This window comes from Synechococcus sp. R55.2, assembly GCF_047462075.1.
GTDB lineage: Bacteria > Cyanobacteriota > Cyanobacteriia > Thermostichales > Thermostichaceae > Thermostichus.
In genome coordinates this window covers 17,110-29,715 of record NZ_JANSIH010000125.1, presented here as the reverse complement: position 1 = coordinate 29,715, position 12,606 = coordinate 17,110, and the positions used below count along the sequence as shown (strand labels likewise).

General features: G+C 57.9%; 10 protein-coding genes and 1 pseudogene. 5 read left to right on the top strand and 6 right to left on the bottom strand.

Annotation, left to right across the window (positions count from 1 at the left end):
* Together NW838_RS04735 and chrA are read left to right on the top strand one after the other, a co-directional pair.
* Positions 1 to 365, top strand: a pseudogene (locus NW838_RS04735) (glycosyltransferase); the annotation flags it as partial.
* A 102-nt stretch (positions 366 to 467) separates the two neighbouring features.
* Positions 468 to 1,739: a chromate efflux transporter gene (gene chrA / locus NW838_RS04730; RefSeq protein ID WP_414356790.1), complete on the top strand. Its 1,272-nt coding sequence runs from the start codon at positions 468 to 470 to the stop codon at positions 1,737 to 1,739.
* A 74-nt stretch (positions 1,740 to 1,813) separates the two neighbouring features.
* On the opposite strand, the gene lgt is transcribed toward chrA, so the two are convergent.
* Both lgt and NW838_RS04720 read right to left on the bottom strand, forming a co-directional pair.
* A complete protein-coding gene (gene lgt / locus NW838_RS04725; protein WP_414427591.1) occupies positions 1,814 to 2,953 on the bottom strand; it encodes a prolipoprotein diacylglyceryl transferase in 1,140 nt (379 codons plus the stop codon).
* 87 nt (positions 2,954 to 3,040) lie between these two features.
* Positions 3,041 to 3,733 (bottom strand): response regulator transcription factor, encoded by a 693-nt coding sequence (locus tag NW838_RS04720; RefSeq protein WP_414373777.1) that lies wholly within the window; start codon positions 3,731 to 3,733, stop codon positions 3,041 to 3,043.
* Between the two features lie 207 nt (positions 3,734 to 3,940).
* Between NW838_RS04720 and NW838_RS04715 the strand changes: the two genes are divergently transcribed.
* Positions 3,941 to 4,762 carry a Uma2 family endonuclease gene (locus tag NW838_RS04715; protein WP_414357528.1) on the top strand — a complete coding sequence of 274 codons (822 nt, stop codon included), beginning with the start codon at positions 3,941 to 3,943 and terminating at the stop codon, positions 4,760 to 4,762.
* On the opposite strand, the gene NW838_RS04710 is transcribed toward NW838_RS04715, so the two are convergent.
* On the bottom strand, positions 4,753 to 5,970 hold the full coding sequence (locus NW838_RS04710; protein ID WP_414357529.1) for a glycosyltransferase family 2 protein: 1,218 nt from the start codon (positions 5,968 to 5,970) through the stop codon (positions 4,753 to 4,755). The genes NW838_RS04715 and NW838_RS04710 overlap by 10 nt on opposite strands.
* Positions 5,971 to 6,123: 153 nt before the next feature.
* Between NW838_RS04710 and NW838_RS04705 the strand changes: the two genes are divergently transcribed.
* The gene (locus tag NW838_RS04705; RefSeq protein ID WP_414427590.1) at positions 6,124 to 6,357 is read left to right on the top strand and encodes an STAS domain-containing protein; all 234 of its coding nucleotides are present in this window, start codon (positions 6,124 to 6,126) and stop codon (positions 6,355 to 6,357) included.
* Between the two features lie 193 nt (positions 6,358 to 6,550).
* On the opposite strand, the gene NW838_RS04700 is transcribed toward NW838_RS04705, so the two are convergent.
* Positions 6,551 to 7,375, bottom strand: coding sequence for a tetratricopeptide repeat protein (locus NW838_RS04700; RefSeq protein WP_414357531.1), 825 nt, complete (start codon positions 7,373 to 7,375; stop codon positions 6,551 to 6,553).
* A 134-nt stretch (positions 7,376 to 7,509) separates the two neighbouring features.
* On the opposite strand from NW838_RS04700, the gene NW838_RS04695 reads away from it, so the two are divergent.
* Positions 7,510 to 8,580 carry a 2Fe-2S iron-sulfur cluster-binding protein gene (locus NW838_RS04695; protein ID WP_414357532.1) on the top strand — a complete coding sequence of 357 codons (1,071 nt, stop codon included), beginning with the start codon at positions 7,510 to 7,512 and terminating at the stop codon, positions 8,578 to 8,580.
* Between the two features lie 9 nt (positions 8,581 to 8,589).
* Here NW838_RS04695 and NW838_RS04690 read toward each other — a convergent pair whose 3' ends face one another.
* Both NW838_RS04690 and NW838_RS04685 read right to left on the bottom strand, forming a co-directional pair.
* Positions 8,590 to 10,371, bottom strand: a complete 1,782-nt coding sequence (locus NW838_RS04690; RefSeq protein WP_414427589.1) for an NADPH-dependent assimilatory sulfite reductase hemoprotein subunit — start codon at positions 10,369 to 10,371, stop codon at positions 8,590 to 8,592.
* A gap of 153 nt (positions 10,372 to 10,524) precedes the next feature.
* Positions 10,525 to 12,519 carry an ABC transporter ATP-binding protein/permease gene (locus NW838_RS04685; protein WP_414357534.1) on the bottom strand — a complete coding sequence of 665 codons (1,995 nt, stop codon included), beginning with the start codon at positions 12,517 to 12,519 and terminating at the stop codon, positions 10,525 to 10,527.
* Positions 12,520 to 12,606: the final 87 nt, after the last annotated feature.

Sequence of the window (12,606 nt, the reverse complement as noted above, 5' to 3'; positions counted from 1 at the left end):
TACCAGAACTCTCCCCCGCAGAATATGCGGCCTACAATGCCCTGGGGGATATTTACCTGGATAGCCTCGGCTGGTCAGGGGGCAACACCACCCTGGAAGCCCTGCCCCACGGCCTGCCCATCGTCACCTTGCCCGGATCCCTGCTGCGGGGCCGCCACACCTACGCCATCCTGCAGCAGATGGGGATCCTGGATACCATCGCCCACACCCTCGATGAATACGTCCAGATTGCCAGTCAGTTGGGCTTGGATCCAGAGTGGCGAGAGCAAATGGGCCAGCAGGTGAAAGCACGTCAAGATCGCGTCTACCGGGATCCCGCGCCGATCCGCGCTCTGGAAGAGTGGTTGCGAAGCCTGAAGACCTGAGGGGGCAGTTTGGGTGAAAGGATAAACGGGCGAGTGTTGTCCTCTTGAAGGGATCCCGGACAGATGGCAGGATAGGCGGGGTTGTCTTGCCGGGCTTTGCCCATGTCTTCTGAGTCTGCTCCCGGTCAGTTCCCCAGGCCGGAAAACGCCCCCGACAACTTGCCCTCCCTTTCAACGCGCCTGAAAGAGATTGCCGTGGTATTCCTGCGGCTGGGATCCCTGGGTTTCGGCGGCCCCCAAGCCCACATCGCCATGCAACACGATGAGGCGGTGATCCGGCGGGGCTGGATGAGCCAGGAACAATTTACCGAAGGGGTGGGCCTATGTGAAATGTTGCCAGGGCCAGCTTCTACCCAGATGGGGATCTATGTCGGCTATGTGCGGGCAGGCTGGTTGGGGGCGGTGCTGGCGGGGATTTGCTTCATTGCCCCTGCTTTTGTGATCGAGGTGATTTTTTCTTGGCTTTACTTTCGCTTTCAGGGGGTGCCGCAGCTAGAGGGGATGTTTTTTGGGGTGGCCCCGGTGGTGATCGCCATTATCCTGGCCTTTTGCTGGAAACTGGGCCGTAAAGCTGTGAAGGATTGGAGCCGGGGGCTGATCGCGGTGGCGGCCTTTGCCCTGCTGCTGATTGGGGGGGTGAATATCCTGTTGCTGTTCGGGCTGGCGGCTCTGGTGGGGCTGCTGCTGTATGGGCCCAAAAAAGGCCCACTATCGGGGATCCCGATTTTACTCCCTTGGCCAGTATTGACGTTGGCCCAGACGGTAGTGGCCACGGTTCCACCGGAAACCCTTATCCTGAGCAGCTTTTGGGGTCTGGAGCGGATTGGTGCCTATTTCTGGCCTTTGACCTTGTTTTTCCTGAAAGTAGGCGGCGCCATCTTCGGGGGAGGGCTGGTGATCATCCCCTTCATCGCCGACGAGGTGGTGGATCAGTTGCGCTGGTTGACGCCGGCAGAGTTCTTGGATGGGGTGGCCATTGGGCAATTGACTCCTGGCCCGGTGGTGCTGACAGCAGCCTTTATCGGCTACAAAGTGGCAGGGGTGTTGGGGGCGCTGACGGCGACGGTGGCGATCTTTGCCCCTTCTTTTGCCTTTATTTTGCTGGCAGCTCCGGTTTTACTGCGCATACGGCGCAATGCTTGGGTAAAGGGATCCCTGCAAGCCATCACCCCAACTGCGCTGGGGGCGGTTGCCGCGGCTACAGTGCCCTTGGCCCAAAATGCGCTGCTGCAAGAAACAACTCCCGCTTCGCTGGTGGCTTTGGGGATCGGGGTAGCTGCCTTCATTGCCTTGATGCGCTTTCGCCAGCCCACTTGGCTGTTGGTGTTGGCGGGAGGGGGAGTGGGTTTGCTGACTCGAGGCCTGTTGGACTAGAGGTTTTGCTTCCTGGCTCCGCCCTCTCGTTGGGGGTGAGGGAATGCTCCTATCCAGCCTGATAGCCTCAGCCGCTAGCTGGCCTGGGCCAGCCCTTCCTCAGAGGGATCCCTGCCTTCCAGGCGACAAAACAGTTGCCGCATCAGCAGCTCCCGTTGGCCAAGGGACAGGTGAGGGGCAAGGGTGCTGGGAAAGTGGGGCATGGCCAGGGTGACACGATCCAACAGGTCGGCGCGGCGGTGTCTCTGTTGAATGGCCCAAGCCCGTTCCAGAAGGTTTTGGGCTGCTTCTGGCGCCAATCCCGCTTGCTCCGATAACCACGTTGCCAGTTGTTCCAAATCGGGGTCGAAGCGCAGCCGGTACATGTAGATCAGCATGCCGATCCCGATCACCAAGCCCAAGCCACTGGCTACATAGGCGGCTTTGATGGAAGTTCCCGGCAGATAGGCCACCGCCGACACGCGCAAGATTTCGTAAGGGATGCGAATCAAGCTGTAGCCGACCACATACGTCCAAACCCAAGTGCCATCTTTAAGCTTGGGGAATCGCCAGAACATCCCCATCAACAGAGCAAACAGGGCCAGATTGAGGATGCTCTCGTAGAAAAAGATCGGGTGGAAAAACTCAAACTGGCTGTATTCCGGCTCGCGAGCTTGGGGAGGAATGTACACCCGCAGCGGCCAAGGGCTGTCCGGGGGAATAGGGGCACCATAGGCCTCGGAATTGAAAAAGTTGCCCCAGCGCCCAATGGCTTGGCCCAAAATTAACCCAGGGGTGAGAACATCGGCATACTTCCAGCCGTGGATCCCGGTGGCGCGGCAATAGAAGTAGAGAGCCAGAGCACCGGCCAGCACCCCGCCATGGATGATGAGGCCCCCCTGCCAAATGGCGAAGGCCGAGAGGGGGTTGTCTCTGAACTCTGACCAATGGGTGATGACGTAGTAGAGTCTGGCCCCCAGAAACCCAGACACCACCAGCCACAGGGCCAGTAGCTCCACCCGTTCGCCGGCTTTGCCGGGTTCTTTCTCCAAATGACGGGATTCGGCCAGTGCTTTGGTCAAGATCAAGCCGACCAACACGGCCACTGCCATCAATAGGCCATACCAGCGTAGGCCCAGCCCTCCCACCAGCGGGGTGCCAGGGGGAAAACGGAAGACAAATTCTCCAGGTGAGCTGAAGGTGAGACCCAACAGCCCTGCACTCCATAGGTTCATCAACAACACGCTCTGCACCCCAAAATCCCTCAATTCAACTAACCTCACAGGCAAGATTCCACTGGGGGGTTTTGGATCCCCATACCCCTACTCCCGCAGCACGTAGCCCACCCCACGCACGGTCTGGATGAGGCGCTTTTCCCCTTGGCCTTCGATCTTGAGGCGCAAATAGCGAATGTAGACCTCGATGATGTTGGAGTCGCCCATGTAGTCCAGCCCCCACACATGCTCCAAAATCTGCTGGCGGGTGAGCACCTGTCGAGGGTGTTCCATCAAGTAGCGCAGCAGGTCGTATTCTTTGGCTGTTAACTCCACTTGCCGCTCTCCCCGAGTGACCTCCCGCGTTACGGGATCCAGAATCAGATCCATGAACACCAACTGGCCATCGCGGGATCGCCTTGGCTGCCGCAAATAGATCCGTATCCGAGACAGCAGCTCCTGAATGCTGAAGGGTTTGACCACGTAATCATCCGCCCCGGCATCCAACCCCGCTGCTCGATCCGACACCTCATCTCTGGCGGTCATCAACACCACCGGCACGCGGTTGCCCGTTGAGCGCAGTCGCCGACAAATTTCCAAACCTGAGATGCCGGGCAACATCCAGTCCAACAGCACCAAGTCGGGGTTTTGGTCGCAGGCTGCCCTCAACCCGGCCATGCCATCGCTGGCTACGCTGACTCGATATCCCTCACAGGTCAGCTCCGTTTCCACAAAACGAGCCAGCTTAGCTTCATCTTCGATCACCAGAATGTGGGCAGAAGAGGGTTCAGGCTCTGGCATACGCTCTCTTGCTGAATCCAAGGAAGACGCCGAAAAACTTGCTCATTGCCCCCAAGCATATCTCAACCGTATGGATTGGCAGTCGAGATGACTGAATCCGTCCTAGCCTGCAACAGCCTTGTGGAATTGCCTGGGGTTGATATCAGCAAGTGCTTTGAGTTATTCAAAAGGCATTCATGTACCTTATCACCATGAGTATCCTAAGCCATGACCCTCTCTCCTGTTCGGCTCACCCCGCCCCTACCTCCCATTCGATGGGAAAAACTGCCGGAAGACTTTCCCTTGCCGGATGAGCCTGTGGAAAGCACCTTACAGCCCCTTTTGGCTGCTGCTCTGCGTGAGGCATTGGAACTCGCTCAGATGATCCCTGCCCAGGCTTTGATCGCCTCCAACTTTGGCCTTTGCAGCACTGTCGGGGACAAGGTGGTGGTGAAAGCCCCCGACTGGGTTTATGTGCCCGCAGTACAGCCGATTCCCGAAGGAGAGATCCGCCGCAGCTATACCCCCCACCTAGAAGGGGATCCCCCGGCGATTGTGATGGAATTCATCTCCGAAACCGAGGGCGGCGAGTACTCCATCAATCCCCACTATCCCTATGGAAAATGGTATTTCTACGAGCGCATTTTGCAGGTGCCTGTCTATGTAATCTTTCATCCCAAAACCGGTGAGCTGGATGTCTACCGCCTGGAGAATGGCCGCTATACCCCTGTATCGGCGGATGAAAACCGTCGCTACTGGATCCCGGAGATTGGCTTGTTTTTGGGGGTGTGGCGGGGACAAAAAGCCGAGACCAAAGCCAACTGGTTGCGGTGGTGGACTGCCGATGGGAGTTTGCTGCTGTGGGGGAGTGAACATATAGAGCAGGAGCGGCAGCGGGCCGAACAGGAGCGGCAGCGGGCTGAACAGGAACGGCAACGGGCCGAGGCGGCAGAGGCAGCTCTCGAACAAGCCCGCTCGGAGCAACGACGCCTAGCGGCAAAGTTGCGGGAACTGGGGTTGGATCCTGATGCGGCAACCGACTATTGTTGACTATCTGTTGATATCCCCCCATTTCCCCAGTAGGTGCGCCCTCGCCAAGACCGGGGTCGGCTGAGAGCAGACAGGATCACCCGCAAGACTGCCAAGGGATCCGCCAGCGGAGAGATCCAAAACGTCCAGGGGGGGTCTTGATAGGAGCCGCGAATCCCCACGAGCACACCCAACCGTAGGGCAAGCAACCCCAAGTTCAGCCCCAACAGCAATTGCTCCGTCAGGGAGAGGGAAAGCCCTAAGCCGATCATGCCCAGTAAACCCACCGCCGCCAGCCCAGGGATCCCTTGGGTGAGGACGAGGAGAGCTATATCCCCCCACAACTGGGCCACAGGGGTGGCATCTTTCAAATCGAGGGATCGGCCCCACTCTCGCCAAGTTTCGCCAAAAGAAGTGTACATGCGCACCTTGAGCAGGTGCCGACCGTCGTAAAAAGCTACTTTAAAGCCGGCTGCCGCAATCTGCCGCACCAAGGTGACATCGTCACAGAAGGAGGCCCGCGCCAGCGTGTAGCCGTTCATGGCTTCCAGCACCGACCGGCGCACTAGCATACATTGCCCATTGGCCATCGTCCGTTCTGGCAGGGTAGCCCTGTCTCCGGCTGCCCCATAGCGATAGATCAGGGTCACCAAAAGAGCCGGTTGCAGCCAGCCTTCCCCCCAGTGCTGCAAGATAAACTGCGGTGCCAGGGTGATCAGGTCGAGCCTTTGGGCCTGGGCGGTTTCCAGCAGGCGCTCCACCAAGCCTGGCTGGGGACGGGTATCGGCATCAATGCCCAGGATCCACTCAGAGGCCGGATCCGACTGGAGAAATCCGTAGTGCAAAGCCCAGGGGCGGCCCACCCATCCGCCGGGGAGGGGATCGTCGGTTACCAGACGGAAGCGCGGATCCCGCTTGGCCATCTGCAGCACTTTTTCGGGGGTGCCATCTTGAGAGCGGCTGTCCACCACCAGCACCTCCCGCAGGACGGAGCTCTGTTGGTGTAATCCTTCCAGGCAGGGATTGATGCGTTCCGCTTCGTTGAGGGTGGGCAACAACACGCTGACCAAGCCCGGCTGCAAAGGGATCCCAGGCTGACCGGGAGGCAGAGGGGAAGGGCGCCGCAAAGAGGGCAGCAGCCGCGCCAGCAGCACCGCCAGCATCGGCACTTGCATAACCAATAGACTCAGGGCGGCAGCATCTCCAGCCCAGGCAGGGATCCCGTTCATGCCAGTTCTAACCTGTAAGGGAAAAGTGTCCAAGAATGCTTGCAAGAGAAGCCCAGGGAAGACAAACTCATACTCATGGTGATTTAGCAACTCAAAATCAGTTTGGTTCCATCGTGCCTGTGCCCATCCCCCCTCAAACCTGACGGGCTTTTCATGGATGTCTTCATCCAGCTCAGCCACAAGGGATCCCCTGTTACGGTTGTGAAATTGCACAGTGAAAGGCTCAACGCCGCGATTGCCCGCGAGGTACGGAAAGAGCTAAGCCAAATTCTCACCGAGAAACCGGGACATTTCTTGTTGGATCTTAGTCAGGTTAGCCTGATCGACAGCATGGGGTTGTCGGTTCTGGTTTGGGCGCATCGCCATTGCCGCGCTTCGGGCTATTAACTCAAGTTCTGCAGCCTGCAGGAGCAGGTCAAGCTGCTCTTCTCCATCACCGGCTTGGATGCCATTTACGAGATCTACCCCTCTGTAGAAAAGGCACTTGAGTCTTTTCCGTAGCTCTCCCTATCGGGTCAACTGAGAACCGTCAGGGATCAGCTTCTCAACACCTGGATTAGCCTAACGGTTGAAAACCTGCTCAGGGGGAGGGGTTGCTGTTTTGGTTCTCGACCGTCTGGGGCCGGTTCACCTGGGCATAAACTTCTGCCTGTTGCCGAATCTGCTCCCGGACTTGGGGCGGGGCCAGCCGGGCTGCTTGCTCAAACAGCTCAGGCGCTTTTGCCCGTAGGTTTTCATCGGTGGCGGAGCTGAGGGCTATGGCTTTGCCCAACACGGGGGTGAAATCACTGGGATCCGCCGCAATCAACTTGTCGTAGAGGACTACAGCTTTCTCAGTCTGGTTGTTGCGGGCGTAGACAAAAGCCAAGCGCAAACGCACATCATTATCTTCCGGCGCTTCTTCAAGATGCTTCTCCAGTAGGGCAATGGCCTCAGAGGTGCGGCCCAGGGTTAGCTGCACATCCACCAACTGTTGTAGCACCTGGCCATCTTTGGGATCCCTGTCGTGAAGGAGCTGGAGCTGTTCTAACGCCCCTTCAAAATCCCCCGTATCCTGTTGGATTTGGGCCAAAAAAGCTCGCAGTTGCCGATTTTCGGGCTCCAGTTCCACCAGCTTCTTCAGCGGCTCAATGGCCCCTTGCGGCTCGTTCAATTGCAGTTGGGTGTCGATCAACCCCCGCAGGGCAATGGGGTTATCCGGCTCCCGCTCCAGCACGACGCGATAGCCGTCTGCCTGGGCCCGCAGTTGCTCGGTTACCAGGCTGGCCTCTGGAGATTCGGAAGGCCCGAGGGCCTGGAATAGCGGGCCAAAGGAGAAGCCCAAGAAAGTTACCGTGCCCACCACCAGCAGCAAAATGTTGAGGAGCTTGCGGGCTGGGGATTCTTGGGGTTTGGACTGAGGCATAAAGGGCTCGCGCAGAAGACTCCTCTGTACTCTATCATCGGCGCCGGGGCAGGCTGCGGGGTGAGGTTACCCAATACCCAAAACTTTTGAAAACAGCATCCAAGGGGAGGGCAATGCCGTACTGAATTTAGGTAGTGCTGAATCTTTTTGCCACCCCTCACTCCCTCTTAACCATGCGGATCACCTGTTACCCCGACAACCTCACCTTGGAAGCCAATCCCCTGCTCACGGTTCTGGAAAATCTGCTCAAGGCGGGGGTGCGCCATGTCCATGCCTGTGGGGGCAATGCCGCCTGCTCCACCTGTCGCATCCTGATTTTGGAAGGCAGCCAAAACTGCCGCAGCATGACTCCTGCCGAGAAGAAGTTAGCTCAACGGCTAGACCTTCCTGTACATATTCGTCTGGCCTGTCAAACCCGCATCACTGGAGATGTCACCCTGCAACGGCTGGTGATCGATAAAGCAGATGTGGAAGTAGCTCAACATCAATTGCAGGCCCATTCGGTCGGCAGCCAAGTCACCGCCGCCATTCTCAGCGCTTCCCTGCGGGGGACGGCCAACTTCGACGAGGAGAACTTTCCCTACGATGTTGTCTACACCTTGGGTCGCTACTTCACCCAGATGGGAGCATTGGTGCAGCAACATGGGGGAGTACTGGCCAACCAGAGCGGGCTGAGAAGTTTGGCCTTGTTTGGCTTAAAACAACCCGAGCTGGCCGTACAGCAGGCACTGCAGGCGGGATTGGCGCTTGGACAGTCGGTGGCGGAGTTGAACAGGTCTCTGCGGCAACTCTCCTACCCCCAGGTTAAGCTCACCCTCGGGATCCACTACGGCCCAGTCCTTTTGCTGCCCCTCGATCCCCAAGATCCGCAGCGGTTGTCCGCCTTCGGGAAGTCGGTTCAGCTTGCCACCTGGCTGGAGTCGGTTGAGGATGTTTCGCAAGGGGGGGAACAGTCTGAGGAACAGAGCTCCCGGTTGCTCATCTCGGCAGCTGTGTATCGAGCCGTGGAAGGGCAACTCCTGCAGGTGGAGCCTCTTTCGGTGAAACCCGTTCCCAACGCCAAACCCATTCGAGTCTATAGGGTGCATCCCAACCCCGTCAGCTTGCCGACTGGCGAGGAGCAAGCTCCAGAAGCAACCAAGCCTGAACCGCTTGGATGGCTGGAAGCGCTCCGGGAATGGCTACAGGCTTGGTCTCGTTTTTGAGGGATCCCTTCAGGCAAAAACGCCATCCCTTTGCTGAACTTGGGCCTGCAAATAGGGGATCCCCATCCGGTGGCAGTAGTCGCCGAAGCTCTCGCCAGGACGGCGCTCCTGCTTGTAGACCTGCAGGAGAACTCTCATGAGCGGCACGATCTGGCTGATGTGTACCCGATCCTGAAACACTTGCGCCAGGCGATCCCCCTGCGGGCTGGCTCCCAGCCAAATCTGGTAGTAGCCATCGGGGGCGGATCCCACCAATCCCAGTTCCGCCAAGTAGGGTCGGGCACAGCCGTTGGGGCAGCCGGTCATGCGCACCAAAAAGGGCGAATCCTGCAGATCCAGCTCCTGCAACAGCCGATCCAACTGGCGAACCAGCCCCGGCAAAGCCCGCTCCGACTCGGTAATCGCCAACCCACAGGTGGGCAGGGCAGGGCAGGCCATCGACAGCCGCACCAGTTGGGGGATCTCTTCCTTGGAAAGCACCCCGTGGGATTTGAGGATCTGGTTGATGGCCTCCCGCTGGCCATCCTCGATGTCAATAAAGATCACGTCCTGAGTGGGGGTCAGCCGCATGTCCAGAGAAAAGGCTTCCACAATCCGGCGCAGTGCCGTCTTGAGCTGTCGCTCTGGGGTGTCCTGGATACGGCCATTTTCGATGGAAATGCCCAAAAACCAACGGCCATCCCCCTGCTCGTGCCAGCCTAGGTAGTCGTCGCTGTTGGGGACAAACTTGGGTAGGGGGCGAAACCGGGGCAATTTTTCCCCCACATACTCCTCGACAACGCGGCGAAACTTGCGGATCCCCCAGTCTCTCACCAAGTATTTCAACCGCGCCTGCTTGCGGTCGTAGCGGTTGCCGTAGTCCCGCTGCACCGCCAAAACGGCCTGGCAAACCCGATACACCGATTCCGGCGGGGCAAAGCAGAGCTTTTGGGCCAAAAGGGGCTGGGTTTCTTCCTTGCCGTGGGTACGCCCCATGCCCCCACCCACCACAATGTTGAAGCCCTTCAAGTTGCCCTTGCGGTCGGTGAGCACAATCAAGCCCAGGTCCTGGGAGTACACATCTACCGTGTTTTCCCCAGCTACGGTGATGGCTGTCTTGAACTTGCGGGGCAAATAGACGGGGCCATACAGAGGTTCTGGCCCCTCCAGGCGCACCCCGTTGCCCACAAACTGCTCTGCTTCCCGCACTTCCTCATCCACCGGTGGGATGGGAACCGGCTCCCCATCCACCCAGATCTCGTAGTAGGCAGAGGTCTTCGGAGCCAACAGATCCGCCAGCTTGCGGGCATACTCTTGGGCATAGCGATAGGCAGGGCGATTTTTGTAGGGGGCAACCGGTGCCATCACGTTGCGGTTGACATCGCCGCAGGCGGCCAGGGTGGATCCCATCTGTTTGAGAATGCTGGCTATGGTGGCCTTGAGGTTTTTCTTGAGGATCCCGTGCAACTGAAAGGTTTGCCGCGTTGTGGCTCGCAGGGTGCCATTGCCGTACTCATCGGCCAGCCGATCCAGGGTCAAGTAAAGCTGGGGGGGCACGTGTCCCCCTGGGATGCGGGTGCGCAACATGATGGAATAGGCCCGCTCCAATCCTTCCTGCTTCCGTTGCTGCCGCAGATCCCGGTCATCCTGCTGGTAGGCGCCATGGAACTTGAGCACCTGCACCGCCGCCTCGCTGAAATGGGTGGTGTCTTGGGCCAGCTCCTGCTGAAGGGGATCCCGTAGAAAGTGGCTGTCTGCCTTGATCTGCTCCACCTTGGAACGCTTGGCCTCGGATGGGATCATGGGGGGCATTGATAATCTCCAGTAAACCGGTCGGAATACTTGTGAATAACAGGCTATCACCTCCTTTGAAGAGCGTCCAGTTGGAAAAGTCAGCCTCTTATCCGGGTTTTGTTCCAAACCCGCAAAGCTTGTCATTTGAGTCAGGTGGAGATGTCGGCGCTGCTAGCTGGCCAGGGCTAGGCGGGCACCATACTCCTGCACCGACCACAGTTGCCAGGCACAATTCCCCTGCAGCTCCAAGACCAAGTCGTGGTAGGCCAGGAGGGTGGGGCGATGCCCAACGCTGATGTAGGTGGTGTTCAGGTGTTGCAGCTGCAGGTAGAGCAGTTTTTCGTTGGCCACATCCAGGGCGCTGGTGGCCTCGTCCAAAATGGCGTAGCGGGGCTGGGTGATCAAAATGCGGGCGAAGGCAAGGCGCTGCTGTTCCCCTAGGGAGAGGGTGCTGGCCCAATCTTTCTCCACATCAAAGCCGCCCACCCGCTCCGGCAAGTCCCCCAAGTTCACCTGGGCCAAGACTCGGATGAGATCTTCATCGGTGAGGTCTCGGCGGCGTTTGGGATAGAGCAGTTGATCCCGCAGGGATCCCAGCAGCATATAGGGTTTCTGGGGCAAAAAGAGCATCTCCTGAGTATCTGGGCGGGCGATGGATCCCTGGCCGTTGGTCCATAGGCCGGCAATGGCCCGCAACAGGGAACTTTTGCCGCTGCCGCTAACACCGACAATCAAAAGCCGCTGGCCGGCTTCCAAGGCGAAGGAGAGATCCCGCACCAGGGTTCGTTCTGAATTGGGGGTGAGCAAAGTGACGTGGTTTAGCGCCAATTGCTGGGCAATGCGAGTTTGAATGTTGCTTTCCCGAGCGCCGGTGTGGCGCAGCGCCGGATCTTCCAGAGACTCGTGAAAGGAGCCTAAGCGGTTGATCCCAGCGGCAAAACTGGAAATGCTTTGAATCTGGTTGGCCACAATGGAGAGGGCGCTCAACACCTGGCTGAAGGCAATGGTGGCTTGGGTAATGGTGCCGAAATCTCGCACGCCGCTGAAGTAAAGGGGGGCGACGATGACATAGGGCACAATGCGGGTGAAATAGTTGTAGGCGTATTGGAAAATATCGATGATGGCCTGCCAGATGATCAGCAAATTAAAATTGCGCAAGGCCGCACCAAAGCGATGCAAAATTTGCCTGAGTTCTTGATCCTCTCCCTGGTAGAAGGCAATGGACTCGGCATTATCCCGCACGTGCACTAAGCTGTAGCGAAAATCAGCTTCGTAGCGCAGTTGATCGAAGTTAATTTTGATCAGCTTGCGACCGGCCAAAATGGCGATGGCAGTACCGATAGTGGCATAGACCACCAGACCCAACGCCAACGGACGAGAAATACCATAGAGAATGCCAGTAAAAGCATAGAGGGTGAGAATCGAGTCAAGGATGTCCAACAGGAAGGAAAGGGTGGTGCCGGTAAAGGAGCGGACATCCTCTGATATACGCTGGTCGGGGTTGTCGATTTCGGTGTTGGCGGCGTTGGAATCCAGCTCGTAGTAAGCCCGCTGATCGAAGTAGCGATCCAGAAAATGATCGGTCAGCCATTCTCGCCAAAACAGCCCTAGCTTGAGGCGAGTGTAGCGGTAGATCACCAAAATGGGAATAGCTGAGATAATCAGCACTCCATAAATAATCAAAAACTGCCAGAAAGTGGGCTCTTCTTTTTGCTGCAGAGCTGTGTCGATAAACCGAAAGATAAAGCTGATCATCACGTTCAGCCGGTTGACCGTCAGCGACAGAAACAGCAAAAAGGTGAGCAGCACCCACTGCAACCAGCGCTGGCGAAGCTGCCGCCACACTGCCCCAAAACAAAGGCTGCTCAAAGCCAAGCTGACCGAGGCCACCCACAGCACTGGCGAGGACAAGTTTCTCTTCGTTTGCGCCACCAATCCGGCTGCCACATTGGTGAAAAACTCCGGGAACAGGGCTTGACCGACCAAAGTTACCCCAATCTCCACAAAGAACATCAGGGCAACCACAAACACCATGGCCGCTGCCAGCAAGCCCAAAAAGATCCAGCCCCCATAGCGTACTCTGGGGTAAAAGTAGGGCTGGGCCACCGTGATAAACCGATCCCACAGTTTGCGGTCGAAGTTAAATTGAGAGGCTTGGGATTCCATTTTTGCGGTCGGCGGAGAGAGCAAGATCGACATCTCTCAGGCTAGCAGGCCACGGCTGCCAATCTGTGTTCAATAGGAGCAAATTCC